The sequence below is a fragment of the Sorangium sp. So ce887 genome, assembly GCF_051521455.1.
GTDB lineage: Bacteria > Myxococcota_A > Polyangia > Polyangiales > Polyangiaceae > Sorangium.
The window spans coordinates 6,947,750-6,974,504 of the sequence record NZ_CP150354.1; the positions used below are offsets into that span (position 1 = coordinate 6,947,750).

Below are 26,755 nucleotides of genomic sequence, written 5' to 3' on the forward strand. Positions count from 1 at the left end.
TTTCAACGGACTCTCGAGCCATCGGCCGCGAGGCGCTGCATTGTTCCGCCTCCCTGCGAAAACGCAGGTGAGATATTGTCGTAGTATCGTCGCGTCAACACGGCGTACGCCCGAGCAGCGGCATCCGCGATACGGTGGTTGGCTCACATGGGCATTGCGTTGCGGCGCCGGCTCGTCACAGGGCCCGCGTGCTCGACAGGGTGGGCACGCCTCGCGCCGAGCCTAGTTGACACCCGCGGCGCATTGTCCCCAGGGGGCGCAGCTCAGGCCCGCGGCGCACGCGCCGCACGTTCCGCCGCACCTGTCGTCGCCGCACGACACGCCTGTGCAGTCCGGCTGGCAGGCGCGATCCGCCGTGCCGAGGTAGAGGTTATCGAGGGTCACCTCGGTGCCGGCGTGGCTGCTCGCTCCGTCGTTCCCGAGGTCGATCTCGAATTTGTAGGTGCCGGCGCTCTCGGGCGTGAAGCTCGGCGGGCTGCAGGTCGACCACGCCGTCCCGACATCGCAGTCGAAGGTGGCGAGCGTCGTCCAGGGATCATGGGCCAGCGCGATCTTGATGGGCACGACGCGGGGCGCGCTCGCCTTGACGTCCACCTGCCATGTGTGCTCCGTGCCGGCTGCCAGCGGGAAGCCCTCCTGCCGGACCTGGACATTCCACGGCTGCGTGCCGCCGTTATCGATGCGCACCCACTGCACGTGGCCGTGGTCGCCGCCCTCGTCGATGATCTCGGTGAGGCCGCCGCCGCCCTCGAAGAAGATGTCGCTGCGGTGGTACGTGTGGTCCTCGTTGAAGCCGCAGTTCTTGAGGACGTTGTCCGGCGCGCCGTCGCCGTCGCCGTCCTGGCAGGCGGCCGACGGCAGCCTGGGGTACCCCGAGGCGCGGTGATACCAGCGGACGTAGTCGACCTCGAGCTTGGCCAGGTCGCCCTGGGTTGCCCAGTCGACGTCGATGCACGACGCCGCGGTCTCGTCGCATTGGCCATCCACGCACGCGGCGCCGTTCGCGCACTCGGCGGCGGAGGAGCACGCGCGGTCCTTCCACCCGAGGCAGCCGAGCTCGCCGCCCACGGCGAGGTTCATGATGAGGTACATGGGCTGGCGGTACTCGGTCGCGCCCTCTCCGATGCTGAACACGCCGACGGGCGTCCCGCCGTTCTGCGGCTGGTCGTCGATGTAGATCGCGAAGCGGTCCTCGTCCCAGAGGAAGCCCCAGGTGTGCCACGCGCGATAGTCAAGGGTCACGCCGTCCCACGTCGACCTCGCGCCGCCGACGTCGGCGTCGCATTTCGCGTCGCCGCCGTTGGGCCACGCGCTGCAGGCGTTCGGCTCCCAGGCGCCTGAGTTCGCCGCGCTCTCCCCCGCCTCGGGCCGCTCGCGCCAGAGCGCGTTGAAGCCCATCGCCCGGTTGTCGGGGTAAAGGGCGGGGTTCTCCTTGATCTGGGTGTACTCCATCACGTCGATCTCGCCGTTCATCGGCCAGCCGACGCTGTCGTCCACCCCGCCGTCCTTGAGGGCGCCGTTCGCGCCGAGCAGCCAGATGGCGGGCCACATGCCGCTCGGCGGGGCGTCCCCCGCCGCGAGCTCGGCGAAGGGCATGCGCGCCCGGAACTCGAGGTAGCCGTACCGGAGCTCGATCTTCTCGTCCGTGCTGAGGCGGCCGGACGTGTACGTCATCCCGTTCGCGGGCGGGTTGGCGATGCCGGTGTGCGGAGCGCATTCGTCGTGGTCCCAGACGCTGTTCTGGTTCTGGTCGCTCAGGCAATACCCGTCCATGCAGGTCCCGTTCGCGTCGCAGTCCGCCGCGCCCGCGCACGTCTTCCAGACAACGCAATCGAGGGGCTCTTCACGCGCGAGGAGGGTGAGCTTTCCCTCCTCGACGCAGTAGTTCCAGGTGTCGGGGTGGTCGGTGCACTCGCGGTTCGAGTAGGCCTGCTGCTCGAAGTTGACGCCCAGGTTTTCTTTGCTCCAGAAGCCGGCGTTGACCTGCGACCTCGGCTGGCCTGCGCCAAGCTCGCCGCCGAACTCGTCGGCCCAGGTGAGCGTATGCGCCTCGCCGTCGATGACGATCGGCGGGCCGGCAGGCGCGCTGCCCCCGGCCCCGCTGCCCGCCCCACCGGCCCCGCTGCCCGCCCCACCGCCGCCGCCCGCCCCACCGGCCCCGCTGCCCGCCCCACCGCCGCCGCTGCCCGAGGTCGCCTGCGTCGCGCTGCCCGTGCTCGCGGTGGTCCCGGCGGCTTCGCCGCGGCCGTCCTCGCCCCCGCAGCCGAGCACGACGAGGCCGAGCGCGAGCGCGCCGTGACCGAGGGCGCCAGGTCGCCGGGTGATCGCGCGGGAGCGCGCGAGTCGTCCGTGAGATCTCGCGTCGCGGTCTTCGTTGCGCATGGGGGGCAACGATAGACAAGAGAGAGAGCGAGCTCCAGATCGAATGAGGAGCCCCCGGGAGCTCGTTGCCCCAGCCCGTCGCCTGAACCGCTTAAGCCTGGTCCGAGGGCCATGAAAAACGCGCGCTTCTTTCCTCGGGGCGCGCACACGTCGTTCGTCGCCACACCCGGGCGACGTCCCGGGTGCGCTCCGGCTTTCGTCGAGGAGCATGCAGGACCCCTCGCTCGCGCTCTGCTCTGAGGGCCGGAGGGGGTGCCGAGCCCGGGCAGGCGCTCTGTTTTGCGGTCCGGAGGGGTCCCTACCCCCCATCTGGCACAAGATCCAGCACGTTCACGGCGCTTCTGGCACAGAATTCCGGTGTGAAACGCGAATTCTGGCACAATTTTGCTCCCGGAGACGCTCTGCAGAGCGTTCTCGAGGGGTCCGGACCCCAGTGTGTCGCAATGCATTGCGTTTGTGCCAGTGCCGGACCCCCCTCGTCTGGCACAGATCACGGGGGGTTGGCACAGAGCGGCCGGTTCGTGCCGTCCAGCGGCGCGCCTCGGTAGTCGGCCCTTGTTGGGCGAGCGTGGTCCGGCTACGGTGCGTCGCCTCGCGGCCTGCTCGCGCCGATCGGAAGGGGAACACGGTGAAGCTCGAGGACGTCACGAACGGCGCGAGCCTGGAAGGCGTGGAGCCGTCGAGCGTGGTCACCGTGGTCGCGGCGATCCCCATCCCGCCGGGCTCGCTTCAGCTCATCTACCGGCTGCCGGATGGCTCCCTCCTCGACGCGGATCACTTCTACGGAAGGTTCCGCGACGGCGCGCACGCGGTCGACACGTCGGACCTCATGCGCCGCAGGGTCAAGGAGGAGGCCTCGGCGGGCGAGGTCCCGGAAACGAAGGACCCGCTCGATCTGTTCGAAGGCAAGCCATGATCAGGTCGCTTCATATCAAGAATTTCACCGCCTTCAGCGAGGCGGACCTCGACTTCGGACAGCACCTCAACGTGTTCGTGGGAGAGAACGGCACGGGAAAGACGCACGCGCTGAAGCTCGCCTACTCCATCCTCGCGACGAGCTGGGAGGAGGGGCGCAAGCCGAACGCCGCGCCCCCGACCAAGGCGGCTCTGCAGACCCGCCTCGCGGACAAGCTCGTCAGCGTCTTCCGCCCGGAGGCCCTGGGGCGCCTCGCCCGGCGGAAGCAAGGGCGTGAGCGCTGCGATGTGCGGATGACCTGCACCAACGAGGCCTGGGAGTTCTCGTTCGGCTTCTCGACGCAGAGCAAGTCGGACGTCTCGATCGACACGCTCCCCACGGAGTGGGTCGACGCGGCGCCGGCCTACCTGCCGACCCGGGAGCTCCTTACCATCTATCCAGGCTTCGTGTCCGTGTATGAGAACCACTATCTCGAATTCGAGGAGACATGGCGCGATACCTGCTTGCTCCTCGGCGCGCCCCTGAAGAGGGGCATCAAGGAAAAGCGCGTCCGGGAGCTCCTTGGGCCGCTGGAGGAGGCGATGGGCGGATGGATCGATCTCGACAAGAACGGTCGATTCTACTTCCGTAGCGGGAGCGGCCGCATGGAGATGCCGCTCGTCGCGGAGGGCCTCCGCAAGCTCGGCATGCTCGCCCGCCTCATCGCGACAGGGGCCTTGCTCGACAAAGGGTGCCTGTTCTGGGACGAGCCGGAGGCGAACCTCAACCCGCGCATCATCAAGAAGGTCGCCGGCAGCATCGTCGATCTGAGCCTCGGCGGCATCCAGGTGTTCATCGCGACGCACAGCCTGTTCTTGCTGCGCGAGATCGAGATGCTGCTCGCGCGCAAGGGGGGAGAGGTCGACGCGCGCTTCTTCGGGCTCCACCTGTCGGACGCGGGTGTCTCGGTCCAGCAAGGACCCTCCGTGGACGACATGGGGGCCATCACCGCGCTCGACGAGGAGCTCGAGCAGTCCGACCGTTTCCTGAGCCCGGAAGGCTGAGCCATGCCGACCGTCGCCGTCGATGGCCTGAATTTCGAGTTCCCGAGCACCTGGGTGGTGAGCAAGTACGACGAGTGGATGTTCTACCGCACGCAGTTCTCCGTGGTGCGCGACGGGATCAAGGCGCTCGACCTGCTCGCCGTCGATCCAGACCGGACCGCGTGGCTCATCGAGGTCAAGGACTACCGGATCCACGCGCGCACGAAGCCGTCCGCGCTCGACGACGAGGTCGCGGGCAAGGTCGTGGATACGCTCGCGGCGATGCTTCCGGCGAAGATCAACGCCAACGACGCCCAGGAGGCGGAGGTGGCCATGGCCGTGCTCGGCGCGAAGAAGCTGCGGGTCGTGCTCCATCTGGAGCAACCCAGCAAGCACTCGACGCTGCGGCCGCGCGCCATCAATCCCGCGGATGTTCAGCAGGCGCTGCGGCGCCGGCTCAAACCCATCGACGCCCACCCCTTCGTGGCGGAGACGAGCCGCATGGGATCCCTCGCCTGGAGAGTGACATGACCCCCATAAAGCCCTCGCGCGAAGTCGGAGGGTTGGCACAGGGCTCGGGGCGTTGCGCGCTGTCCGGCAGGCATGAGGAAGCGGGACGGGACACCCGGACGGCGGGACACCCGGACGGCGGGACGCCCGGATGCCGGTGGCGCCGGTGGCGCCGGTGGCGCCCGGGGCCGCCACGGCGGCGGTCAGGGCGTGCTCCTGGGCGGGTGACGCGGGGAGCGAGCGGGCGTGAGGCGGGGCGGTGTTGCGCGAGCGGGCGTCCGGTGGGCGGCGTTACGCGAGCGGGCTCAGAGGTCGACCGGCGCCGGCTGGGCGCTCGGCGCGTCGGGCGGAGGGGGCGCTGCGGGCTCGCCCTCGGGCTTGTCGTTCTTCCGGGCCGCGCCGCGACCGCTCGGCCCGACGCTCCACGTCGCGAGCGGCGCGAGCAGCTTGTCGGCGAGCTCCTGCGTCTCCGGCTCGTCGGGCTCGACCGCGCCCATCACCTTGATCACGTACGCGCGCAGCGCCTCGGTGAAGGCGTCGAGCGCCTCGCGCACGCTCGGCGGCGCCGCCGCGGCCGCGGCCGTGGGCGCGGTGACGCCGAGCGCCTTGCCGTAGGCGGCGTGCGCGGCCTCCAGGGCGACGAGGAAGCGCTTGCCGCCGAGCGCCTCGAGGCGCGCGTCGAGGCCGTTCTTGCGGATGCGCTGCAGCCGGAGCTCGCTCTCGGACCATTCCAGGACGTACGTGAGCTGGAGGAACTTGAGCCCTCCCGTGAAGATGGCCGCCTTCAGCGCGCTCGCCTCGGCGACCTCGGGCGCGCCGGACGGCAGCTTGGTGAACGCGGTCAGGAAGTCGTGGAGACCGCTCCAGCAACCGTCGATGACACGGTCGCACTGGACGGCATCCTCGCTCGCCTCCCCTCCTCCGGACAGCGACACCTGATCGCGCAGCGCCGACGCGAGCTCGCCGTGCCGCGATGAAAGCGCGGCGAGCGCCCGCGCGATGCCCTTCGCGAGCTGCTTCTTCGCGGGCTTCGCCGCCGTGAGGAGCTGCTCGCCTAGCGCCATCGCCCCGACGGCGGTGAGGCGGGGGAGCTGGATCACTTCAGAAGCGGTGTATTTGCTCATGAGATCATCCTCGTCCGTGGCAGGAGCGCGGGATTGCGCTGGAATGCCAGACGGGCAAGCGTGCTCTATTCATGATGTGAAGAGAGGTGTCCAGAGAGAAGTGGGCGGGAATGTGGACTTATAGAAGAAGATGGGGAGTCGCAATCCTGCCGTGTCGCGGGGAGCGCGAGGGGAGGATGGGTGAGAAGAACGAGGGATGTTGCGGGGATAGCTGGGCTGGCATCGTTCTGGCCAGGAGGGAGGCCGGAGGCGCTCAGTGCGGCCTCGGGAGGACCCGTCGAAAGGTTGCTTTCGGCAGCGGCGGCAGGGACGTCCCGGGCCTGGTGGTCGCTCCGCGCGACCATCGCGCCATCAGGCGGCACGCTCTTGTTGAAGGCGGACGAGCATCAGCGCGAAGTCGCAGAGGGCCGAGGCGCCGCCGAGCCGCAGGATGAGCTGGAGGACGGCCTCGGCATGGAGGTAGTGCTCCGACGGCAGATAGGCGAAGAGGGCGGGATCGCTGATGTCGATGGTCCGTCGCCACGCGTCAGCGCGCGCGCGCACCGACCAGATCGCCCGGAGCGCCGCCTCGGGCAGGCTCGCCAGCGTGTCGCAGAGCACGCCGTCCTCCGTGTCCGGCTGCGCCAGGATCGAGCGCACGGCAGCGTCGATCTCAGACGCACTGGCAGCGCGCTCGACCTCGGACAGCGACACCGCCTCGCTGGCCCACCGGCGGAGCCGCTGCTCGGGCGACAGCTCTCCTTCCCGTCCCCCGCCGTCCGCCGAGGCGTCACTCGGAGGCACCGCGTCTTCGTTCGCGTCCGAGGACGAAACCGCCTCGACCTGCGTTTCCAGCATCGCGCGCACCTCGCGAGGCAGCGTCTTTTGGTTCCAGGACATCCAGTCGAAGAACTCCGCCCCCTCCTCCAGCGCCCAGCGCAACGCCGGCTCCCACTGCGAGGCGGGCAGCACCGCCCACACCGGGTCCGGAATGGCCATCAACCGATCGCCCGCCTGTGTCCTGCCGACCTGCCCCTCCGCGACCGCGTCGAGCACGCTCCCGGCGAGCGCCACGGCGCGCTCTGCGGGCAAAAACGGCAACACGGCAGCGATCGCCTCCGCCCGATCCGCTCCGTCGAGGTCGTCGCATCCGTCCATCCAGGCCAGCGTCTCCTCGACGAGCGCCGGGCGCTGGTCGCCCTCGGCGAGCGCCGCCGCGGTGAAGAGCCCCCTCAGCCGCACATACCCGCCGCGACCGCGCACCTCGTCGAGGTAGAGCGAGAGGAGAACACCGCGCGGGACGCCACCGGCGAGCCGCGCGGCGCGCGAGAGCGTGTGGAGGATCTCCACGTTGGCCGGCCGCTCGTGGCGCGCGAGCGCCGCCCGCAGGTGCTCGCGTTGCTCCTCGGGGGAGAACAGCTCGGCGAATCCGGGGAAGTCGTAGAGCTCCTCGCCGCTCTGCAACAGCGCCCGGGCGAGCCGGGCGCGCCGCTCGCCCTCGAGCGCGCGCGCGAACTCCACCACGAGCGCCAGCTCGTCGCCGGCGGCGTGGTGCTCGGCGAAGTCCAGCACCCCGTCGAAGCCTCTGTCCGTGAGGATCGCCGCTGCGTGCTTCGGGCCAAACAGCAGCCGCCCGAGCCGCGCCTCCGGCGTCTCGGCGTGCGGCGGAGGCGCATGCTCTTCGGCCTGCGTTGCCGGGCGCGTCGCGCGCTCGCTCAGCAGTGCGCGTTCGTCAATACATCCCTCGGGTTGTCCCGCGCGCGCGAGGCGCACAGCGACCACTGCCACCGCCGCCCCGTCGGCGAACCACTCCGCCCCATCGCCGGGCTGAGGCTGCCCTACGATCGCGAGCACGGCGCGGAGCGAGGCGTCGGGAAATACCCCGAGGTGGTGGAGGACGAACGCGTGACGGCTCACGAAGTCCACGCACCTGAGCCGCTCGATCGCTTCCTCCGCGCTCCACAGCCCGGACTCCAGCGCCCTCGCGCGCAGGCTGAAGGGGATCGCCCTCTCGGCCCAGGACACCCGCTCCGCGATCTCCCTCGCGCGGAGCTGCCGCATCATCGCTTCGGCGCGCGCCCGCTCGGCCCCGGCCTCTTCGAACGACCGGTCCGCGAGGCGCCACTCGCGGAGCGAGCGAGCCAGCAACTCTTTGCCTGCCGAGGTCTCCATCAGCGATTGCATCCCGCGCGCTTACTTCTTCGGCTCGTCCTTGTCACGCGGGCCGATGTCGTTGCGTTGCTCATCGTGGTCGTCAAATCTCCTTTCGACGCGTGAATCGGAACCGAAGCGGTACATCGCTCGAGGCGACACGGGTCGCAAGCAGCGCCAGCGCCGAGCAGACCGCCCCCTCGCCCAAGCGTGCGGCGCGATTCACGTTGGCCTCCTCTCCGTCGCATCATAGACTCCATCCCGTTCGCTGGAGCCGTGACATCGATGAACCACCGACAACAGCGATGGCCGCTCCTGCTGAGCGCCCTGGCGACCTCAGAGCGCCGCGCGCAGCTCCTCTGGCTGAGCGCCCTGGCGCTGGTCTTCTTCATCGGAAGGGCGTCCGCCGGGTGCGGCGGCGCGAAGCACGCTCCCGTGTCCCAACCCCGGCTCCCGCCGGACAGCCGTGTCGCAAGCGACACCCCGGACGCGGAGGCGACCGAGGTCGCCGGCGGCGGGCCCCGCGCGGACGCGATCGCGCCGGACGCAGGACGGCGCGACCACGATGGCAGCCTCCGCGCGCTCTACCGCATCCTGCCCCGCAGGAGCGTCGCTCCCGCGATGGGCAACTCGGTCGGCGTCACCCACGACGGGCGCAGGCTCTGGCTCCTCCACAGGGATGATTCGAGGCCGATATGAGTGAACCTGAAAACGACCTTTCGCCGGCTGCACGGCAACCGCCTGTGCCAGGAGCGGCTGCACCGGCGCGACGTCCATCGCCCTCAAGCTCCGCTCGAACACGCCTCGGCACCCGCACGCGGGGCGCGATCGCCGTCCTCGGTCTGCTGGCGCTCGCGCTCGGGTGCGGCTCGGCGAGCACGGCTTCGCAACCGGTGCCGCCGGACGCTCGGCGGTCATCGCCTGCCGTCGCCCAGCCGCCGTCGCCTGCCAGCACCGCCGGGGCGCCTGCGCCTCCCGGCGTCTTGGAGCTCCAGATCCCCATGGATCCGGTCCCGCTGTTCGCGCGGATCACGGGCCCCGAGGAAGGCGAGATCCTGGTGCTGCTCGCCGGGCCGGGGGACACGCATGAGTACATGCTGCCGCTCGATCGCCTGGCCTCCGAACGACTCCGGGTGGTCGCCTACGATCAGCGCGGCGTGGGCCGCTCGCCCGCGCCGGAGGGCACCGCCCTCGCATACGCGGAGCACGTGGCCGATCTCGAGCGGCTGCGGGCCCACTTCGGGGTCGGACGCATGCACCTGCTCGGGCACTCCTGGGGCGGCGCCCTGGCCACGCTCTATGCAGCCGCCCACCCCGATCGCGTGGCATCTCTGCTCCTGGTCGGCAGTCTGGTCGTGGCCCCGGGACTGTGGGAGGCGGGTAGACAGAACCTCATGAACCGGGTCATGCAACTCACGCGGCAAGGCCTCGTCACCCGGCCGGCCGGCTTCGACTGCAACGATCGCGTCAAGGCCGCGGCACCGGCCTACTTCGCCGATCCTCGGTTCCCGGTGCCGGAGGTGATCATGGCCGGCAACATGAACTGCCAGGTCGACTGGCACATCACCGAGAGCCTCAAGGGCGTCGACGTGAGGCCGCGGCTCGCCCCGCTGCGCGTGCCGGCGATGGTGATCCAGGGCGACAGTGACTTCCTCGGGCTCGACATCGCCCAGGCGAGCATGGAGGCGCTCCGCGCGGCAAAGCCGGAGCTGGTCGTGGTTCCGAGGTGCGGCCACTTCCCGTGGTTCGAGTGTCCGACCCCCTTCTTCGCTGCTGCGCAGCGGTTCCTCCGTGAGGTCGTCGCTGCCCCTGCCCCGGCGCAATAGGGGACCAGGTGCGGCCGCGAGGTGCTGGTAGGGAACCGGGGAGGTCGACGCGGGGCAGCGTGCCCGCACGCTTGACACCCGCCTGATGCTAGACTCGGAGCATGGCCGGACCTCTGGAGCCTCCCGCCGAGGAGCGGGACGACAGCCCCTACGACGAGAACGGCGTGGACCGCTCCCTCGTCCGCTGGATGCTCAGCCTGTCCCCCACGGAGCGGCTGGCGCAGGTGCAGAGCTCGATCGACCTGATCATGAGCGTGCGCGAGCCATCCGATGGCCCTCGCTGACATCCTGCACGCACTGGTACACCGTCACATCGATTCGGCGCTCAGCGATGGTGCGCAGCGGTTTCCGCCGCACCATCCTGCTCGACTGCCCCCTCTGACGAAGCGGAGTCGTGCTCATCAGGCGATTGTCGGGCAGCAGGAGGAGCAACGGATCTTTCACCAGCTTCTCGCAAGCGCCGAAAGGACTCGAAGATCGAGTCAATATCATAATTGTGCTCCTTCGCGATAGAGTCGCGAATCGCACGGACCTCATCCACGATCGGGTCGTTTATCATGGCTTCTCCTCGAAGGTGAGCTCCTCCGGCGTGCAGAGGATGAGACCGATGACGATTCTAGCAGCCATGTGCCAGGGGCGCCGCAACACCGTGACTGCGCCCGCAGCGCAGCGAGGCGCAGCGCGCAGGCGGCCGGGGTCAAGCCACCGCGGGTAGTGGATGGCCCTCCATCCATCTGACCTGATGAAGCTCACCACGCCTGGCAGTCTGGCAGCCCTCCCCGCCCCGCTCTACTGCCTCACAGGCAGCTCCACAACGAAGCTCGCCCCCTCCCCCGGAGCGCTCTCCACCGTCACCGCCCCGCCGTGCGCCTCGACGACGCTCTTCACGATCGCCAGCCCGAGCCCCGTTCCGTTGCGGCTCTCGTCGGTCGTGAAGAACCTGTCGAAGATCCGCGCCCGATGCTGCGCCGGCACCCCCGGCCCCCGGTCGCGCACCGCGATCCTCGCCGTCTTTCCACCTGCCCCGCCCTCCCCGCCCTCCACGGTCACCACCACCGCCTCCCCCGGCGGCGAGAACCTCACCGCGTTGTCCACGAGGTTCAGCAGCGCCGTCTCCAGGTCGGTCTGCCGCGCCCGGAGCAGCCGCTTCCGCATCTCGTACCGGAGCACGACCGGCTGCCCGGGGGTCGCGCACCGCTCCACGACGCGCGCCACGAGCGCCTCCAGGTCGAACACCGTCATCGCCTCGCTCGAGGCCTCGATGCGGCTCAGCTCCAGGAGCCTCGACACAAGCCGGTCGAGCCGCGCCACGTCGAGCTCGATGTTCCGCAGAAAGCGCCGCCGCGCCTCGAGATCGTCGGCCGCCCCCTCGTCCAGCAGCTCGGCAGCCCCACGGATCGACGTGAGCGGCGACTTGAACTCGTGCGCCACGTCGGCCGCGAAATCCGAGATGTACCGCAGGCGCGCCCCCAGCCGCTCGTTCATCGCCGCGAACGACGCGCCGAGGTCGCGGATCTCGCCGCTGCCCGAGACGGGCACCACGATGTCGCGCTCCCCGGAAGCGATGCGCTTGGCCGCGCGCGAGAGCTTGCCGAGCGGCCTCGAGATCGACCACGCGAGCGCCAGCGTGATGAGGCCGGTGAACAGGCTCGCGATCAAGAGCACGCGGAGGAGCCCCGAGCGGATCCGGTGCAGCTCGACAAGCACCGGCTGCGTCGAGCGCACCACGTAGACGGCGCCCAGCACCTCGCCGCCCCGCCGGATCGGCTCGGCCAGGAACAGGAGGACCGCCGGCTGCCGCTCCCGGACGCGCGTGCTCGCAGCACGGCGCCCGGCGAGCGCGTCGCGCACCTCCGGGCGGTCCGGGACCTCGGGCCAGCGCTCGCGCGCGTCCTCGCCGAAAGGCCGCACCTCATCGGCGAGATCGGCGAGGCCCCGGCTCGAACCGCCCTGGCTGCGCGCCGAGATGAGCCGGGGGGCCGCCGGCTCCGGCCCCTCGGGCGGACCGTTCTCGTGCGAGTCGGCGACCACCGCGCCCGCCCCGTCGAGGACCCGGACGCGCGTGCGCGTGTGCCTCGCGGCCCGGGTCAGGACGTCGCCGTGCTCCGGCGCGTCGAGCTCGAGCCCCCGGTCGAGCGCCGACGTGAGCATCGCCGCCACCAGGACCGCCTGGTTCGCCATGTCGCGCTCCAGCGAGCCGAGCAGCTGCCGCTCGTAGAGGCGCGCGAACTCGAGCCCCGCCACCGGCACGAGCAGGACCACCAGGTTGACGATGAGCAGCCGGACGCGGATCCGGCCGAGCTCGCGGCGCAGGCGCTCGGTCATCGCATGGCCCGGCATCGCGCGGCCCGGCTACGCCCCGTGCAGCTTGTAGCCGACGCCGTGGACCGTCGCGATCGGATCGCCGCCAACTACGCGAAACTTAGCGCGAATCCGGCGAACGTGGGTGTCGATCGTGCGCTCCGTGATGAGGTTGTCGTAGCGGTAGGCGCGCTGCATGAGCTGGCCGCGCGAGAGCACCACCCCCGGCCGCTCCAGCAGCGCGCCGAGCACGCCGAGCTCGGTCGCGGTGAGCGACACGAGCTGCCCGAGGTAGCGGGCCTCGTGACGGTCGGTGTCGACCTCGATCGGGCCGTGGCGGAGGACCGCCGTGCGCGCGCCGGCGGGCGGCGGCGCGGGCGGCGGCGCCTCGGCCCGCCGGAGCAGCGCGCGCACGCGCGCCACGAGCTCGCGCGGCGAGAACGGCTTCGTGAGGTAGTCGTCGCCGCCGAGCTCGAGGCCGACGATCCGGTCGACCTCGTCGCCGCGCGCCGACAGGAAGAGGATCGGCGTCCTGCTCGCGGCGCGCAGCCGCCGGCACACCTCCAGGCCGTCGAGCTCGGGGAGCATGACGTCGAGCACGATGAGGTCCACCTGCCCCGCCCCCGCCGCCTCGAGCGCGGCGCGCCCGTCGGCCACCGCCGTCACGAGGTAGCCCTCCTTCTGCAGGGCGTAGAGCAGGACCTCGCGGATGCGCGCCTCATCGTCGACGACCAGGATGTGCTTGCTCACGTCGCGATCGGTTCCTCTGCGTACGTCAAGCCAAGCGATTCAACAAAACGCCTCTCGATGGCGCGGAGATGCTTGCGGCGCGCGTTCAAGAAACCGGCGACGTCGCCGCGTGCAAGTTTCCTGATGGCAATTCCAGGGATGGCATGACTATCGATCAACTCGTCACGTTCGGCTCCCTCGAGCGCAGTCAGCGCGTTGAACAGGGCACGAGACCTCTTCGGAGCGACGATCCACCGGTTCTCGGGTCCATCGGAAGACCTGCGCTCGCCGATGTCACGTGCGGAAAAGATCTTCGGGACCGCCTCGACGCCCATCTCTGCGACGAGCTCGGCCGCGTCCATCGACTCTCCACCCGGGCCTCGCGGTTCCCGCTGCACGAGGAGGAGCACCAGAGCACGGCTGCGCACCGAGTTGAAATCAAAACGGCGCAAGGGGCTTACCTCGCGCGGCAGATCCCGTGGCCTGGCACTCGCCCCTTTTGTCACGATGGCCCGCACATGCTCCACCGCGTGCCGCAGCTGAGTGCTGGTCATGCCAGAGAAATACTCGGTGTAGGTCGTCAGCCAGAACCACTGTGTCAGCGCCTCTGCTATGGCTCCTTTGAATGGGCCTCCGTTCTCACGTGCGGCGTCCGCGAGGATGGCGAGCTGGTACTTGTATGGAAGCGCCAGAGGGCCCTCGATTCGGCAGGCATGGGACAGGAATTCCGCCGTATGCTCGATGTACGTCGCCAGTTCGTCGAGCAGCGATGGGCTCTTGCGGAGCGCCCTGATCACCTCCTCTGGGGCTGCCGTATAAATATCGAGCCCCTGAGACAACTTAATCGTATTCAGGAGGATCTGGTGATCGATTTCGCCCCATCCGGAAGGCGCGAGCTGCTCGGCTATCTGCCGGAGGCGCTCGTTCAAATCGAAATCCGATGTCCACATCAATGCATTAATCATGTGGACCTCGTTCATCTTCGTCCCCTGGCTATTCACCCGTTGGAAGCTCTCGGTCACCTGTTTTAGGTCTTCGGTGACAATCGGGACACTCGGAACCTGATAGTCCTTGAACGTATTGGCAAGAGACTCCGCCTTACGCGCGAGCTTCGAGTACCCTGCATTAATCAGCTCTTTCTGAAACTCGTACAAGGCGATCGGGCTGAAGAGCCGAGACATTGGCAGCCAGGTCGCCGGCGGCTTGGTCACGCGCGACGGGAGGCGAAACTCCTCCCCTTGTAGATCATAAAAGATCGGCCACCGGGGCGACGAATCATCGACGACATCTTCCTCCTCGTCATCGTCTTCATGCTCCGTCTCCTCACGAAGTGCGCCGTAGAGCGTGGAGAGCCGTTGATGACCGTCGAGGAGATAGGTATACACCTCGTGATACTCGCGCGGCTTGGGAAGCACGAACGGTCCGAGGCGTCGATAGGTATCGAGCCTGTGGTCGCTGGTGCGCCACACGAGAAGGCTGCCGATAGGCATCCCTCGCTTGATGCTGTCGAGGAGCTGCAGGCGCTGATCGTCCTTCCAGACGAAGGGACGCTGGAACTTCGGGATGCGCAACGCTCCCTGGGCGATCTCGTCCAGGATCACCGGGAGCCGCTGAACGATGGGCTGGGCGAGGTATCCAGGCTTGGCCATGTTACATCCGGTCGAAGATGGCCTGGATCAACGTGGCTCGTACCTGGTCTGGGATCTCCTTGCGGAGCCAGTCTTCCACGACGCGTATCCCGCTGTCCTCGTCGTGGAACAATGAGCCGACGTCCTTGCCGAAGCCATGAAGGAGGTGCCGCCGAGGATCCTCGGGGAGACCTCGGAACAGCGGCGGCAACTCCGCCTCGTCGATCACGTCCGAGTCCTGTTTGATGTACGAACGCTGCCGCTCGCTCGTCAACTCGCCCCAGAGGCCTCTTTTCATATTGTAGTGTGCGCGCTGCGATGGGTTCAGCTGCTTGAACGCCTCCGCACACCGGCGCAGCCGTGTCTTCTCGGGGCCGCTCGCGAGCTCCGCCCACACGAAGAGCGCCTGGACAGGTAGATAATTCTCGATCGCCCGCCTCTCGAGGCAATGTGCCGGCACCGGCCAAGGCTGCTTGATCGCCTGACACGCGACGAGCGCCGCGCGCGCGTCGGCGCTGGGTTGCCCCGGTTGCCGCGCGTCGCTGTCGAACATCACCCAGAGCCTCATGTGCTCCCTCGGCTCTCGCGCTGCTGCGTTCACGGTGGCGGTGAGCTCGCCGAGCCCTCCACCGTTGTCGAGCTCGATCCAGCGTCGCTCCAGTGCCTCGACGAACTTCCTGCGCCATGTGGGCGGCGCGAGCTTGCGTAGGAAGGCCCCGTCGTTCCGGCGGTTCTCGACCAGCAGGCGAAGCGGTGCATGGAGCAACCGGAGGGCATCGGCGAGCATCACGGTGGGCGTGGCGCTGCGGAGATCGCTCGACGCGACGTCGCCGACCCGAATCCGCACGGCCGCCGAGGTTCGCTGCGAGGCGGCGCTCGCGCCCTCATCGAGCACGAAGGCGGCCTCGTCTTTGAGCGCCTCGGGGAGCGACGCGAGCCAGTCGTCAATGGTAGGAGAGATCCCCTTCGCAAAAGGAGGGTCGGTGAGCAGCGCGTGCCGATCGTCGAGGCACGCGTGGAACAGCGCGAGGAGCTCCAGCGAGCTCGTGCGACCCGAAGCGAACACCGCTTCTTCGACGATGACGATCATGACACCCGGGGCTTCCCTTTCAGCTGCGCCTTCATGAGCTCGCGCGCGAGCTCCCTGTGATCGGCGAAGACGTCCGGCGGCCAGTTCCCTTCAGGGCGTCCTTGATCGTCGAAGGTCACGCGCTCGGCACGGCTCCGGTGATCTTCGAGCTGGTGGACCCAGTAAGCGAGCACGCGCTCCCTGGGCAGTCGGCCCCTCGCGATCTCGAGTTGTACGGAGAGGAGCAACGGATACGAGTGCGTCTCGAGGACTATCCGCGGCGGGTTCGGACCAGCGGCAATTTCGCAGAGGTGCTCCGCGAGCTCCCGCTGAGCGTCCGGATGGAGCTGCGACTCGGGCTCCTCGATTGCCAGGATGCTCGGTCCGCCGCTCTCGTGACGACGGGCCATGGCCGCGGCCACGAGCACCGGGAAGAGCTGCATCATGCCCTCGCCAGCGTCGATCAGATCGACATCCATCGTCGGATCTGGTCGGAGCAGGATCCGGTAATGCTTCGGGGGTACCTCGACGATCGCGAAGGATCGTCCGAAGCGCTCCTTGTAGAACCGCGTGACCTCCGCGTCGATGTCGGGGTTCGATCGGAGGATGCTCGCAGCCTCTTCGCCACTGCCGCTCATGCGCTTCGGCTTCGACCCTTGATCCGGCGTCAATCGCGCGGGGGGCCGACGTAACGCGCTAAGCCACTGGATGGCCCCTCGCAGCTCCAGCATCCGCTCGCGCAGCGCTTTGAGCCGCTGAATTTCCGGGCAGAGCTCAGGCACGAGCCCCACAAAATCGAGCCGGATACGCTGCTCGGGTTGCCCTGCATCGACGATATCATAGTGAAGCTCGTTCGCTCTCGCCTCGTCGGGCTCGGGCGCGTGCGTGGCGTGGAGCACGCGCGACCCAGCGCGGTCGGAGGCGCTGAACTCCTTCACGAGGGTTATGCGTCGTTCACGTGAGAAATCTAGCCCATACTCGATGCGCGAGAGAGCAGATGAAGGAGGCCAGGAGAAGCTGAGCCGTAGATAGGGATCTTCCTTCGCCCCTTTCCAGGTGAGGTCGTGGAAGCTGCTCCCTCGGCCAGCGTCTCCAGAGAGGTCGAGGGGCGAGGAGGCCCCCTCGGCGACCGAGTCGCCGATCAGCGGAAGCGCGCGGAGCAACGCGCTCTTGCCGGCGCTGTTCCGGCCGTAAAGGAGAGTCAGCGGCCGGAGCTCGAGGGGCGTCGGATCAGCGAACGCGCGGTAGTTAGCGACGGATAGGGAGTCCAGGGTGAGCATGGAGGATCTGTCGGGTGTAGACCGGCTAGGCGGCCGCGTGATCCGGCTCCGGCGTGCGCGTACGTCGGAGACTCGGGCTACGCTATCGCCTGCGGTGGGCCTCTCGCAAGCCATCCTTCGCGAGGCTCGCCTTGCCATCGCCCGCATCCTCCGAGCTCCGCGGCCCCCCGGAGCTCAGGCCGAGCTCGCCGCGGCGCGCGTCCGCCAGCGCTTGCTCACGTCGCGATCGGTTCCTCTGATTCAGCGCCGCCGTGCGCGTCGATGGCCGCGCCGAGGCCCTCCACGCGCGCCCAGACCTCGGACACGATACCACCGACGCCCTCGACCGAGGATCCGGCGAAGCGCGCCAGGACGAGCTGCGTGCGCAGCGCCTGGACGAGATCCGCGAGCTCCTCGAGGGCGCGGGCGTCGCGGTCGCGCATCGCCTGCAGGCGGCGGATGTTCTCGAGGTGGAGGTGCGCCGTCGCCAGCGCGCGCCCGCCGGCGCCGCCGCGCTCGATCTCGGCGACGCGCGCCGCGGCGGCGACCTCGTCGAAGCCGCTCTGGCGGAGCAGCGCGTCGAGCTCGGCGTGGCGGGCGGCGGCGCGCGTCACCTCGGCCTCGATGCGCGAGGCGGCGTCGCGCGACAGGAGCGCCTCGAACGAGGTGCCGGCGCAGGCGCTGACCCCCTCGCGCAGGGCCCCCTGGACGCGCGCGGCGGCGGTCCCCGCGTCGCCGTCCGGGCGCGCGCCGCCCGCCCCGCGGCCCGCGGTGAGCGCGACGGGCGCCCAGATGGGCCAGAGCGGCACGCAGAGCGCCGCGGAGAGCGCGGCGCGCCGGCGCGCGTCGCCGCGATCGCGCGAGGCGCGGTACACCGCCACGGCGCAGGCGAGGCCCGCGATCAGGTACAGGATCGAGAGGTCGCGGAGGCTCATCGCGCCCCCTCCGGCAGGCCGCCGCGCGCGGCGTCCTCGGCGCAAGCATAGGCGCGCGCGCCGTCCGGCGGCGACGCTCGGCCGTCGTCGAGCCCCTCGAGGGAGCACGGGTCGTCGTCGTAGATCCCGAGCGCGGAGCGGCAGCTCTTCACGAACGCGTCGGCGAAGCTCCCCTCGCGGGCGCGCAGGAACGGGACCTCCGTTTCGCTCGGACGGCCGAGGTACGGCCGGAGGATCCACGCGGCCTGGCCGCCGATCGCGAAGAAGACGGCCATGAAGGCGACCGCGGTGAGCGCGCGGCCCGGGCCCGCGCCGATGCCGCGCACGAGCACGCCGAGCGCCGCGAGACCCGCGACGGCGTAGGCGAGCCAGGCGGCGACCGAGGAGGCGTGGTAGCCGAGCCCCAGATCGATGAGCAGCCAGATCACGGGCGCGAACGCGAGCAGCACGAGCGAGGAGCGGCCCGCCGACGCGAGGGCGAGGGCGATGACGGACCGCATCGGCCAGGGTCGGCCGAGGACCGCCGCGAGCGCGTGGAACGCCGGGGCGCAGAGCGCGAGCGTGATCAGCATGGCGAGCGGCACCTTGACGGCCGCGTAGAGGATCTGCTCGCTGCCGCGGAAGCTGCCGATCACGCCGCCGAACACGGCGGAGCCGAGGGCGATGGCGCCGAGCGACGCGAGCGCGATGGCGCGGATGTCCCGGTCCTCGCGGCAGCTCGCGGCCACCTCGGAGGGCGCCCGGAGCAGGCGGCTCAGGACGACGGCGCTCACGAGTTACCCCCGTCCAGGAGCGGGAGCGCTTCCCACCAGACGCGCAGGGCGAGCACGACGGCGAACGCCGCGAACCCGAGGAGCGCCGCGGTGTACCCGGACCGGGTGAGGAGGCTCTGATCGCGCCGGAGCGCGGCGCCGAGGTCGCGCAGGAAGACGCGCACGCCGAGGGCGCCGCCGACGGCGAGGCCGAGCAGCCCCATGAGCGCCGCCGTGTCCTGCGACCCGCTCGTGACGATGAAGAGCGCGGCGGCGGGCGCGAGGCCGCCGAGCACGAGGCCGGTGGCCGCGGCGGCGCGCGCCGTGGCCGACAGCACGCGCGAGGGGTCGAGCGGCGCGTCGAAGAGGGTCAAGACGATCGTCAGCGCGGGGACGCCGAGGCAGGCGACGGCGACCATGGCCGCGGGGACGCCGGCGGCGTGGTGGACGAACGACATGCCGCCCTGCCGCGCGCCGAGCGCGAGGCCATAAAGCGAGGCGAGGCCGACGCCGACGCCGAACCTGGACAGGTCCTGGCGGAGCTCGGCCGCCGGCCGCTCGACGAGGAGAGAGGCCGTCCAGCTGGGGTGTCCAGCGCGCGCCGCGGGCTCGGCGGTCGCGCCGGCCGCGGGCGGCGGCGGCGCGTCGTCTCGGGGCGCCGCGGGCCCGGGAACACCGGCTTCCGTGCCGGGCTCCGGCGAGGGTGGGATGAGAAGACAGGGAGCTTGCGCGTGCACAGGACCTCCGGGGTGGTGAGCGCTGCGCGGCACGCTCGACCGAGCCTCCTGGACCGATCGCCCGAGGAGGCTCGGCCTGCTCGCTGCCGCCGCAGGCCTCGATGGAAGTACCCCCCGGGCGAGGCGCGCCCGCGCCCGCGACAAGGAACGGACGCGGAGAGGTTGTGGCGAAGTTGTGGCAGGTCGCCCGCCGTGGCCGGAGCCACCCGGGAGCAGGGACATCGTCCACCCCCGGACAGGCGCCGGCCGCCGTCGGCCTGCAAGCCAGCGGCAGCGCGCGGTGTATGCTGGCGGGATGTCGGTCGCCTTCCAGCTCGGGCCCCGGGCCGCCCTCGCCGATCTGCTGGCCATCCCGGAGGAGCAGCGCTTTCACGAGATCCTCGACGGCGAGCTCGTGCGCAAGGCCATGCCCAGCGGCCCCCACGGGAGGGCGCAGCGCGTCCTCGGCGGCCGCATCGGCGATCCGTACGACCGGCGGCCGGGCGGGCGGCTCCCGGGCGGGTGGTGGATCGTGACCGAGGCCGAAGTGCAGCTCGAAGAGGATCAGGTCTATCGCCCCGACGGGGTCGGATGGCGGCGGGAGAGGTTGCCCGAGCTGCCCAGGACGACGCCGATCTCGGTACGGCCCGACTGGGTGTGCGAGGTGCTTTCGCCGTCCAGCGCACGCAACGATCGGGTGAAGAAGATGCGCGTCTATCAGCGATGCGGGGTGCCGCATTACTGGATCGTGGATCCCGAGGACCAGACGCTGACCGTCCACCGCTGGACGTCCGAGGGATATCTGCTGATCCTCACCGCCGAGCGCGGAGAGCGCGTCAGGGCAGAGCCGTTCGGGGAGGTCGAGCTGGAGATGGACGCGCTCTTCGGAGACGAGGCCACGTGACAGCGGTCGATCGGCCCGCCGCGACGTGCGTGGGCCGCAGGCGCATCTCATCCATGCATCGAAGGAGCCGCCTTCACTCCACGGCCTGCGGGCCGACGCCGAGGGCCGCGCGCTTTTGCTGCAGCCGCTCCTCGAACCGCCCCTGGTTGACCAGATACCGGTCGTGAATGCCCTCCCCCACCTTCTCCTGGGCGTCGTGCACGGTGAAGGCGAACCGGAGGCGCTTGCCGTCGATCTCGCGCAGCGCCACCCGGAGCTCCACGTGCGTTCCCGCCGGCGTCGGGGCCAGGTGCTGGAGCGTCACCGTCCCTCCGACCGTCATGGTGCCCGCGGGCAGGTGCGGCCGCAGCGCCTTGACGCAGGCGAGCTCCATGTATCCGAGCATCGCCGGGGTCGAGAAGGCGAGCAGCCCGTCATTTCCCCAGGAGCTCGCGCAGTCCTCGACGCGGACCGAGATGCGCTCCTGAAATTCGAGATCCGAGGGTAGGGTCATCGTATTCATGCTTTTCTCCTCCATCCCACGCCGCTTCAGCTTTCGCCGTCGCTCCTCTGAGGGTGTTGCGCCCTGAGCCTGACGAGGTGCTTGAAGATGTTCTTCTTCTGCATCTCGGTCGTCCCGCCGGCGAGCCGGAGCGCGGTCGCGTCCCGCAGGACCCGCTCGATCCCCGACGCCCGGTCGTACCCCTCGTGGCCGAAGAGCTGGATGAGCTCCAGCCCTGCCCGAACCATCCCTTCGGACGCCGCGAGCTTCGCCAGCGACGCTTGCATGCTGGAAGCAGGGTTTGCTTTGCACAGCTCCGCAGCGGCGCTGTAGGCCAGCCAGCGTGATGTCTCCATCGTCAGCTTCATGTCGACGAGCTTGTCCTGGATGTACTCGTGCTCGGCGAGCGGCACCCCGAACGCCATGCGCGAGCTGATCCGCTCCATGGCGCGCGCGATCACCGGCTCCAGGACGCCCGCCACGGCGATGCCATACATCAGCCGATCGAAGCTCAGGAACGAGTAGAGCGTCGCCAGCCCATGGCCCGGCTCGCCCACGAAATCGGCGGCCGTCACGCGCACGTCGCGCAAGCCGATGGGGCCCGTCGGGCTCGATCGCTGCCCCAGGAGGTCCTCACCGGGCCCCAGGACCACGCCCGGCTGGCCGCGCGCGACGAGGAAGAGGGTGATGTCCTGCCGCCCGAGCGACGGGATCCGCCCGACGATCAGGAGGTCATCGGCGATGGGCGCGTTGGTGATGTGCACCTTGTCTCCGGTGAGCACGTACCCGGATTCGACCGGCGTCGCCGCGGTCTTCAGGCTGGCGATGTGCGACCCGCCGCCAGGCTCCGTCGCGGCGGTCGCCCCCACCGACCCGCTCATGAGCCGCGGGAGCTGCTCACGGCGCTGCGACTCGGTGCCATGCTGGAGGAGCACCTCCAGGAGCCCCGCATGGGCGATCACCGACATGATGAGCCCGAAATCCTCGGCGGTGGACGAGAGCCCCTCGAACGCGGCCAGGAAATCCCACAGCGCGCAAGGGTCGCCGCCGGGCTCACGCCGCCTGAGCAGGCGCCAGAGGCCCGTATCCGCCAGGCGCTTCCACAGAGCGTGGTCGAACGACCCTTCCCGATCGCGCCGGACCGCGCCGGGCGCGATCTCCGCCCGAGCGAACCGCCGGAACCGCTCACGGATCTCGAGTTGCTGCTGGCTCCACTCAAGCTGCATCGTCGCCTCCTCTGCTCTCTAACGGGCCATTCCCCCCATGAGCTTCATGTGTGGCGCAGCGTCCGCTCCCGCGATCGACGCGCTGCCGGCAGGCCGTGCACAGGGCCACGAGGTCGCTGCCGCACCACGCGCAGTACCGGGCCCACGTCGCCACCTTCTCGTACTCACACTTCCCGCAGGCCCACAGGAAGGTCGCGGCGCCGGCCGGATCCGCGCCGCCGTGATCGCCTGCGCGCTCCGCAGGCGCGAGATCGCCGCCGCACCACGCACAGGTATCGGCGATCGCCGCCTGCTTCTCGTACTCGCAGCACTGGCATGTCCACAGCATGGCTGGCTCACCCGCGCGCGCCCCGCGCCGCGCCCCCGTCGCAAAGGTTGGAGATCACGCGGCCCACCGCGTCCACGAGGCGATCCACGTGAAGGGCGGTCGTCTGCGTCGACAGGCTGCCCATGCCGCGCGGGGCCAGCATCACCCCCTCGTTCAGCAGCCCGAGGAACAGGCCCTGCTGCAAGACGCTATCGGCGCGGCGGACCTCCCGGAACGTCCGCAGCGGCCCCCCGGTCATGTGGATCGTGAAGAGCGAGCCGGCCCCGGTGACCGTGACCGGCGCGCCCAGCCTCCCGAGCAGGTCGGCGATTCTCCTGCGCAGCTCGTCGCCGAGCGCGTCGAGCGACGCAAGGCGGTCGGGCGTGAGCTCGCGGAGCGTGGCGAGCCCGGCCGCGAGCGTCAGCGGATTGCCGGTGAACGTTCCGCCCTGGTAGAGGGCAGGTCCGCCCGCGCGCGGATCATACATGTCATGCCCGCCCCTCGGCTCGAGGAGCGCCATGACGTCGGCCCGCCCGCCCACGGCTCCGACGGGCAGCCCACCGCCGATGATCTTGCCCATGACCGTGAGATCTGGAGTGACCTGATAGAGCTCTTGCCCCCCTCCCGGCGCGAGCCGCAGGGAGATCACCTCGTCGAAGATCAAGAGGATGCCGTGCGTCGTACAGAGCTCCCGGAGGCGCGCCAGGTAGCCCGGGACCGGCGGGATCATCCCGCCGACGCCGAGCATCGGCTCGACGATCACCGCCGAAAGCTCGCCGGCGTGCGCCTCGATCAACGCCGTGGTCTCGTCCACATGGTTGAACGGCAGGACGAGGACGCGCTCGGCGAGGCCCGGCGGCAGCCCGTGGGTCTCGGGCAGCGCGGCGGGCTGCGCGATCGGCCCGGCCTGCGCGGGCGGCGGCCTCACGCTGACCATCACATCGTCCTGCGCGCCGTGGAACCCCCCCTCCATCTTCGCGACGCGCATGCGGCCGGTGAAGGCCCTCGCCAGGCGCAACGCGAACATCACGGCCTCGCTGCCCGAGCCCGTGAAGCGCACCCGCTCCACGGACGGCACGCGCTCGACGAGCAGCGCCGCGAGCGTCGCCTCGAGCTCGGTCGAGAACCCGAACGACGTCCCGCTCTCGAGCCGCTCGGAGATCGCGGCCGTGACGGCCGGGTGGGCGTGTCCATGAATCAACGCTGTGTAATTGTTGAGGAAATCGACGTATTCACGGCCGTCGATATCCCACACGAGCGGCCCCTTGCCCCCCCGGACATAGACCGGATGAGGCAGCCAGGAGTTCAGGCTCCGGGTCGCGCCGGCGGGCACGACGGCGCGGCTGCGCTCGAAGTGCTCTCGTGACCGGGGTGTCAGACGGACATAGTCATCGACAATCGAGCTCATCGATCCGGATGCAGTCATGCGCGCGCTCCTTCCGTGGTGCAGGGGCGAGTCACGTCGTTGCCATTGGGGGGGTCGCCCCCGGCGGTCATGGGTGAGCCAGGGCGCGCTCGGCTTTCGCGGCGTCGATGAACCGCCGGTTGTAGAGCGTCACTCCCAGCGCGCCCAGCGCTCCGATCGCGCCATAAACGAGCCATGGCCCGGCGCCGGTGAGCCGGAGGACCAGCCAGCTCCCGAGGTAGTTCCCCAGCGTGACCCCGAGGGCGTACGAGCCGCTGTAGAGCCCGAAGAAGGTCGCGCCGGTCCGCGCGTCGGCGAAGCCTGCGACCATGACGTCGGCGCACGGCTGCGTGATGGACTCGCCGAGGGTGTAGATCAGGACGCAGGCGAGCAGCCACCCCATGGCCGGGAAGAGCGGGACGAAGCCGAGGCCGAGCCCGGCGAGCACGATGCCGACGAGCAGCGACCTGTGCACCGGGAGCCGCTCGTTCAGGCGGTGCACAAGGAGTATCGCCAGCGTGCCGATGACGCCATTCACGAGGAACACCGTGCTGACCCACCGCTCGCTGCCCCCGATCTCCAGCGCCTTGACCGGCAGCGAGACGAAGAGCTGCGAGAAGAGCATCCACCAGAGCACCATGACGCCCCAGAAGGCCAGGAACGGCCGGTGCCTCAGCGCGGCGCGATAGTTCTCGAGGACGGACGGCCGTCGCTCCGGTGACTCGACGAGGGGGCCGACCACCGCCAGAAGGACGCAGAGCGCCACGAAGCACGCGGCGGCGCTCAGAAAAGGCGCACGTATCCCGTAGCCCACCAGCGCCGCGCCCAGCATGGGGCCGATGACCACGCCGATGTTCAGGAACTGATTGCGCAGCATGAACACGCGCGGGCGGATCTCGGCCGGCTGGGCCGCGAAGGTCCCGTTGACCGAGGGCTCGTACAGCGCGTCACCGACGCCGGCCAGCAGAGTCATGAAAAGCAGCTCCCACCAGCCGGTCAGGAACGCGAAGCCGGCGAATCCGGCGGCGCGCAGCAGCAAGCCAGCGATCATCATGGAGTGTCCGCCGACGCGATCGGCGATCGGGCCGGTCAGGATCTGGAGCAGACGCCCGGAGACCATCATCGCCGAGACGATCGTGCCCACCTCGGCGGGGGAGAACCGCAGGTTCTTCCCCAGGTAAATCGTGATGAACGGCGTCGCCACGAAGGCGGCCATGTTCATGAGAAGCTGAGACACGAGCGCGATCCACACCGCGAACCCGAGCGACGGGGTGGGATCCGCCTTAACCACGAGCAGGCCGCTCGGCGCGCGCCGCGATCCTCATCCTCATGGACGACAGCTCCTCTCCAGGGTTCGTAGCGCGCGATGCTCGAGCTCCTGGGCTGCCGTCCTCGTCGGGGCGGCGACCATGTACTCGACGGTCCCGGTCCGCTCCGTGTCCTCGTTGAGGACCACGACGCCTTGTTCGCGGCCGGGAGAGTACAGCAGCCCATCCTGCTCCAGGAGATCGAGCACCCGCGGGAAAGGGCCCGCCTTCACGTTGTTCCGCGTGAGCAGGGTGTGGTCGTTGCCGTAGCGAGGGCCGAAGAAGCGGCTGGCGAGCACGTGGATATGGCTGCACCCCCCCAGCCGCCCGTTGATCTCGTTGAACAGGATCCGACCATCCCGGGTCAGGATGGCGTCGCAGCTCAGCTTGCCCACGTAGCCGCGGGCGCACGCGACGTCCGCGAGCTTCATGGAGACCGAAAGCAGCTCGGCCAGGTGGTAAGGCCCGAGTGTATGACAGGGGATCATGAAGCCTACCCAGATCGGATCCAGGCGCTGCTCGCCGAAGTTCAGCAGATAGGGCCGGCTCCCGTCGACGAAGATCTCCAGCTCCGTGTAATACGAAGGCGCCTGCGGGTAGAACACCTCGACCACCAGGGTCGCGTTGCGAGGGCCGGTGAGGCGCCTCCAGAGCTGCTCGGCCACCTGGCCCTGGTCCGACGCCTCCCCGAGGAGGATCGTCTCCGCCGCCCCGCTGGCGTCCAGATCGAGGGCTTCGGTGGTGACGACCACGTTCCCGAGCCCGCCGGCGTTGAGGTCCTGCTTCACGATGACAGCGCCGGTCGGACGGAGAAACTCGTCCAGCGCAGCCCGCAGCTCCACCTCTGACGAGCAGGGCGCCCCCTCGGCGACCGGGATCCCGTGGCCAGCCGCGATACGACGGAAGTCGACCTTGCTGTTCAGCTGCTCGGCGCCGCCCTGGCGCATGGTCGCTTGCACCGAAGGATGCTCACGAAGGCCCAGACGAGCGACAAGCCAGGCGATCGCCCGGTCATAATAATAGGGCAACACCGTCCAGTCGCCACGATCCCGGGTCGCCGCGAGGAGCCGCTCCAGCATCGCGGGGCTGCTCAGCACGTCGAACGTGAGCAGCGTCGACTGACGCTCGCTCCCCGGCGGGACGACGACCCTCACGGCGCTGCGGTCGACGCCATTCAGCACGAACACGTAGCGCAGGAACGCTTCGGGCAGCGGCTGGGGCGCCAGGATGATGTCGCCGTCCTCCGCGAGCCAGGCCAGCCGATTCGCCACGGTCGACCAGCCATGCCGGTCTTCGTGGGTCATCCTCCACGTCTCGCCGAGCATGTTCTCGGTAGCGACGTTTCCGATGATCAGCTTCGGCATGAGTTTTCCTGGCCCCCTGTGTCCCCGGCTACAGCGCTCATATACGCCGCGGGAGTCGACTCGTCCAGGGCAGCCGATCTCGATGTCTTGTCGTCAATGCCCCTGCGCTGCCATGCCGCGGGCCATTGCGCCGATGTCGGTCATCCGTCGTGCAATCGGATCTCCGATCCCGCGCCGAGAGGGTCGCTACCTAGTCCCTGTCTTCGCGGCAGCTCGCGGCCACCTCGGAGGGCGCGCGGAGCAGGCGGCTCACGACATCGCCCGTCCTCGAACAGGCGCCGGCCGCCGTGAATAAGGCGCCGGCCGCAGCCGGCCTGCAGCCAGCGGCAGCGCGCGGTGTAGGCTGGCGAGGAGCTCGCAGCGGCGCGGCTACGCGCACGCCCGTGTCCGAATGCCACAAGTGCGCCATTACGCCCCGCACCGGCGCCCGAGCGGGAGGGCTTTTCCCCTCGTCTGTCCCGG

The 26,755-nt window shown here is 69.8% G+C and carries 25 protein-coding genes; 7 read left to right on the top strand and 18 right to left on the bottom strand.

The features are described 5' to 3' along the window. Nucleotides 1-222: 222 nt before the first annotated feature. The gene (locus WMF36_RS25720; protein ID WP_437573391.1) at nucleotides 223-2,382 is read right to left on the bottom strand and encodes a carbohydrate binding domain-containing protein; all 2,160 of its coding nucleotides are present in this window, start codon (nucleotides 2,380-2,382) and stop codon (nucleotides 223-225) included. A 628-nt stretch (nucleotides 2,383-3,010) separates the two neighbouring features. Here WMF36_RS25720 and WMF36_RS25725 point away from each other — a divergent pair. Genes WMF36_RS25725 through WMF36_RS25735 form a run of 3 tightly spaced genes read left to right on the top strand, consistent with a single transcriptional unit; the run spans nucleotide 3,011 to nucleotide 4,851 of the window. Further along, complete coding sequence (locus WMF36_RS25725) at nucleotides 3,011-3,298, top strand: hypothetical protein (RefSeq protein ID WP_437573392.1); 288 nt, start codon at nucleotides 3,011-3,013, stop codon at nucleotides 3,296-3,298. Then, nucleotides 3,295-4,341: an AAA family ATPase gene (locus tag WMF36_RS25730; protein WP_437573393.1), complete on the top strand. Its 1,047-nt coding sequence runs from the start codon at nucleotides 3,295-3,297 to the stop codon at nucleotides 4,339-4,341. The genes WMF36_RS25725 and WMF36_RS25730 overlap by 4 nt, the downstream gene beginning before the upstream one ends. Nucleotides 4,342-4,344: 3 nt before the next feature. Further along, nucleotides 4,345-4,851 carry a hypothetical protein gene (locus WMF36_RS25735; protein WP_437573394.1) on the top strand — a complete coding sequence of 169 codons (507 nt, stop codon included), beginning with the start codon at nucleotides 4,345-4,347 and terminating at the stop codon, nucleotides 4,849-4,851. A gap of 284 nt (nucleotides 4,852-5,135) precedes the next feature. On the opposite strand, the gene WMF36_RS25740 is transcribed toward WMF36_RS25735, so the two are convergent. Both WMF36_RS25740 and WMF36_RS25745 read right to left on the bottom strand, forming a co-directional pair. Then, nucleotides 5,136-5,954, bottom strand: a complete 819-nt coding sequence (locus WMF36_RS25740; protein WP_437573395.1) for a hypothetical protein — start codon at nucleotides 5,952-5,954, stop codon at nucleotides 5,136-5,138. Nucleotides 5,955-6,305: 351 nt separating this feature from the next. Beyond that, nucleotides 6,306-8,117 (bottom strand): hypothetical protein, encoded by a 1,812-nt coding sequence (locus tag WMF36_RS25745; RefSeq protein WP_437573396.1) that lies wholly within the window; start codon nucleotides 8,115-8,117, stop codon nucleotides 6,306-6,308. 252 nt (nucleotides 8,118-8,369) lie between these two features. Between WMF36_RS25745 and WMF36_RS25750 the strand changes: the two genes are divergently transcribed. From WMF36_RS25750 to WMF36_RS25760, 3 genes are all read left to right on the top strand, one after another. Then, entirely contained in the window at nucleotides 8,370-8,783 is a 414-nt protein-coding gene (locus WMF36_RS25750) for a hypothetical protein (RefSeq protein ID WP_437573397.1), read from the top strand. Nucleotides 8,784-9,067: 284 nt separating this feature from the next. Continuing rightward, the gene (locus tag WMF36_RS25755; RefSeq protein WP_437573398.1) at nucleotides 9,068-9,910 is read left to right on the top strand and encodes an alpha/beta fold hydrolase; all 843 of its coding nucleotides are present in this window, start codon (nucleotides 9,068-9,070) and stop codon (nucleotides 9,908-9,910) included. A 101-nt stretch (nucleotides 9,911-10,011) separates the two neighbouring features. After that, complete coding sequence (locus WMF36_RS25760; RefSeq protein ID WP_437573399.1) at nucleotides 10,012-10,194, top strand: hypothetical protein; 183 nt, start codon at nucleotides 10,012-10,014, stop codon at nucleotides 10,192-10,194. A gap of 41 nt (nucleotides 10,195-10,235) precedes the next feature. Here the strand turns inward: WMF36_RS25760 and WMF36_RS25765 are convergent, their stop codons facing one another. From WMF36_RS25765 to WMF36_RS25805, 9 genes are all read right to left on the bottom strand, one after another. Continuing rightward, a complete protein-coding gene (locus WMF36_RS25765; RefSeq protein WP_437573400.1) occupies nucleotides 10,236-10,469 on the bottom strand; it encodes a hypothetical protein in 234 nt (77 codons plus the stop codon). A 230-nt stretch (nucleotides 10,470-10,699) separates the two neighbouring features. Next, complete coding sequence (locus tag WMF36_RS25770; protein ID WP_437573401.1) at nucleotides 10,700-12,250, bottom strand: sensor histidine kinase; 1,551 nt, start codon at nucleotides 12,248-12,250, stop codon at nucleotides 10,700-10,702. 12 nt (nucleotides 12,251-12,262) lie between these two features. Next, nucleotides 12,263-12,961: a response regulator gene (locus WMF36_RS25775; RefSeq protein WP_437573403.1), complete on the bottom strand. Its 699-nt coding sequence runs from the start codon at nucleotides 12,959-12,961 to the stop codon at nucleotides 12,263-12,265. Then, on the bottom strand, nucleotides 12,958-14,589 hold the full coding sequence (locus WMF36_RS25780) for a DUF262 domain-containing protein (protein WP_437573405.1): 1,632 nt from the start codon (nucleotides 14,587-14,589) through the stop codon (nucleotides 12,958-12,960). Before WMF36_RS25780 ends, WMF36_RS25775 begins: the two co-directional genes overlap by 4 nt. A gap of 1 nt (nucleotide 14,590) precedes the next feature. Next, nucleotides 14,591-15,658 (bottom strand): hypothetical protein, encoded by a 1,068-nt coding sequence (locus WMF36_RS25785; protein ID WP_437573407.1) that lies wholly within the window; start codon nucleotides 15,656-15,658, stop codon nucleotides 14,591-14,593. Next, nucleotides 15,655-16,917 (bottom strand): AAA family ATPase, encoded by a 1,263-nt coding sequence (locus tag WMF36_RS25790; protein WP_437573408.1) that lies wholly within the window; start codon nucleotides 16,915-16,917, stop codon nucleotides 15,655-15,657. The genes WMF36_RS25785 and WMF36_RS25790 overlap by 4 nt, the downstream gene beginning before the upstream one ends. A gap of 215 nt (nucleotides 16,918-17,132) precedes the next feature. After that, a complete protein-coding gene (locus WMF36_RS25795) occupies nucleotides 17,133-17,831 on the bottom strand; it encodes a hypothetical protein (RefSeq protein ID WP_437573409.1) in 699 nt (232 codons plus the stop codon). Continuing rightward, nucleotides 17,828-18,604, bottom strand: coding sequence for a hypothetical protein (locus WMF36_RS25800; protein ID WP_437573410.1), 777 nt, complete (start codon nucleotides 18,602-18,604; stop codon nucleotides 17,828-17,830). The genes WMF36_RS25795 and WMF36_RS25800 overlap by 4 nt, the downstream gene beginning before the upstream one ends. Continuing rightward, on the bottom strand, nucleotides 18,601-19,320 hold the full coding sequence (locus tag WMF36_RS25805) for a hypothetical protein (RefSeq protein ID WP_437573411.1): 720 nt from the start codon (nucleotides 19,318-19,320) through the stop codon (nucleotides 18,601-18,603). The genes WMF36_RS25800 and WMF36_RS25805 overlap by 4 nt, the downstream gene beginning before the upstream one ends. Before the next feature lie 295 nt (nucleotides 19,321-19,615). On the opposite strand from WMF36_RS25805, the gene WMF36_RS25810 reads away from it, so the two are divergent. Next, entirely contained in the window at nucleotides 19,616-20,203 is a 588-nt protein-coding gene (locus tag WMF36_RS25810) for a Uma2 family endonuclease (RefSeq protein ID WP_437573412.1), read from the top strand. Between the two features lie 73 nt (nucleotides 20,204-20,276). Here WMF36_RS25810 and WMF36_RS25815 read toward each other — a convergent pair whose 3' ends face one another. From WMF36_RS25815 to WMF36_RS25840, 6 genes are all read right to left on the bottom strand, one after another. Then, entirely contained in the window at nucleotides 20,277-20,705 is a 429-nt protein-coding gene (locus tag WMF36_RS25815; protein ID WP_437573413.1) for a thioesterase family protein, read from the bottom strand. A gap of 26 nt (nucleotides 20,706-20,731) precedes the next feature. Continuing rightward, entirely contained in the window at nucleotides 20,732-21,910 is a 1,179-nt protein-coding gene (locus tag WMF36_RS25820; RefSeq protein ID WP_437573414.1) for an acyl-CoA dehydrogenase family protein, read from the bottom strand. Then, nucleotides 21,900-22,238, bottom strand: a complete 339-nt coding sequence (locus tag WMF36_RS25825) for a hypothetical protein (protein ID WP_437573415.1) — start codon at nucleotides 22,236-22,238, stop codon at nucleotides 21,900-21,902. Before WMF36_RS25825 ends, WMF36_RS25820 begins: the two co-directional genes overlap by 11 nt. A 7-nt stretch (nucleotides 22,239-22,245) precedes the next feature. After that, the gene (locus tag WMF36_RS25830) at nucleotides 22,246-23,625 is read right to left on the bottom strand and encodes an aspartate aminotransferase family protein (protein ID WP_437573416.1); all 1,380 of its coding nucleotides are present in this window, start codon (nucleotides 23,623-23,625) and stop codon (nucleotides 22,246-22,248) included. An 85-nt stretch (nucleotides 23,626-23,710) separates the two neighbouring features. Next, complete coding sequence (locus WMF36_RS25835; protein WP_437573417.1) at nucleotides 23,711-24,859, bottom strand: MDR family MFS transporter; 1,149 nt, start codon at nucleotides 24,857-24,859, stop codon at nucleotides 23,711-23,713. A gap of 90 nt (nucleotides 24,860-24,949) precedes the next feature. Beyond that, a complete protein-coding gene (locus WMF36_RS25840) occupies nucleotides 24,950-26,293 on the bottom strand; it encodes a peptide ligase PGM1-related protein (RefSeq protein ID WP_437573418.1) in 1,344 nt (447 codons plus the stop codon). Nucleotides 26,294-26,755 lie beyond the last annotated feature (462 nt).

Bases quoted from the DNA above. Each gene is read 5' to 3' on its own strand.
- WMF36_RS25735 (WP_437573394.1), top strand. From the start codon at position 4,345: ATGCCGACCGTCGCCGTCGATGGCCTGAATTTCGAGTTCCCGAGCACC.
- WMF36_RS25795 (WP_437573409.1), bottom strand. From the start codon at position 17,831: ATGAGCCTCCGCGACCTCTCGATCCTGTACCTGATCGCGGGCCTCGCC.
- WMF36_RS25810 (WP_437573412.1), top strand. From the start codon at position 19,616: ATGTCGGTCGCCTTCCAGCTCGGGCCCCGGGCCGCCCTCGCCGATCTG.
- WMF36_RS25730 (WP_437573393.1), top strand. From the start codon at position 3,295: ATGATCAGGTCGCTTCATATCAAGAATTTCACCGCCTTCAGCGAGGCG.
- WMF36_RS25820 (WP_437573414.1), bottom strand. From the start codon at position 21,910: ATGCAGCTTGAGTGGAGCCAGCAGCAACTCGAGATCCGTGAGCGGTTC.
- WMF36_RS25840 (WP_437573418.1), bottom strand. From the start codon at position 26,293: ATGCCGAAGCTGATCATCGGAAACGTCGCTACCGAGAACATGCTCGGC.
- WMF36_RS25720 (WP_437573391.1), bottom strand. From the start codon at position 2,382: ATGCGCAACGAAGACCGCGACGCGAGATCTCACGGACGACTCGCGCGC.
- WMF36_RS25785 (WP_437573407.1), bottom strand. From the start codon at position 15,658: ATGATCGTCATCGTCGAAGAAGCGGTGTTCGCTTCGGGTCGCACGAGC.
- WMF36_RS25765 (WP_437573400.1), bottom strand. From the start codon at position 10,469: ATGATAAACGACCCGATCGTGGATGAGGTCCGTGCGATTCGCGACTCT.
- WMF36_RS25790 (WP_437573408.1), bottom strand. From the start codon at position 16,917: ATGCTCACCCTGGACTCCCTATCCGTCGCTAACTACCGCGCGTTCGCT.
- WMF36_RS25745 (WP_437573396.1), bottom strand. From the start codon at position 8,117: ATGCAATCGCTGATGGAGACCTCGGCAGGCAAAGAGTTGCTGGCTCGC.
- WMF36_RS25825 (WP_437573415.1), bottom strand. From the start codon at position 22,238: ATGCTGTGGACATGCCAGTGCTGCGAGTACGAGAAGCAGGCGGCGATC.
- WMF36_RS25830 (WP_437573416.1), bottom strand. From the start codon at position 23,625: ATGAGCTCGATTGTCGATGACTATGTCCGTCTGACACCCCGGTCACGA.
- WMF36_RS25760 (WP_437573399.1), top strand. From the start codon at position 10,012: ATGGCCGGACCTCTGGAGCCTCCCGCCGAGGAGCGGGACGACAGCCCC.
- WMF36_RS25770 (WP_437573401.1), bottom strand. From the start codon at position 12,250: ATGCCGGGCCATGCGATGACCGAGCGCCTGCGCCGCGAGCTCGGCCGG.
- WMF36_RS25780 (WP_437573405.1), bottom strand. From the start codon at position 14,589: ATGGCCAAGCCTGGATACCTCGCCCAGCCCATCGTTCAGCGGCTCCCG.
- WMF36_RS25750 (WP_437573397.1), top strand. From the start codon at position 8,370: ATGAACCACCGACAACAGCGATGGCCGCTCCTGCTGAGCGCCCTGGCG.
- WMF36_RS25815 (WP_437573413.1), bottom strand. From the start codon at position 20,705: ATGAATACGATGACCCTACCCTCGGATCTCGAATTTCAGGAGCGCATC.
- WMF36_RS25740 (WP_437573395.1), bottom strand. From the start codon at position 5,954: ATGAGCAAATACACCGCTTCTGAAGTGATCCAGCTCCCCCGCCTCACC.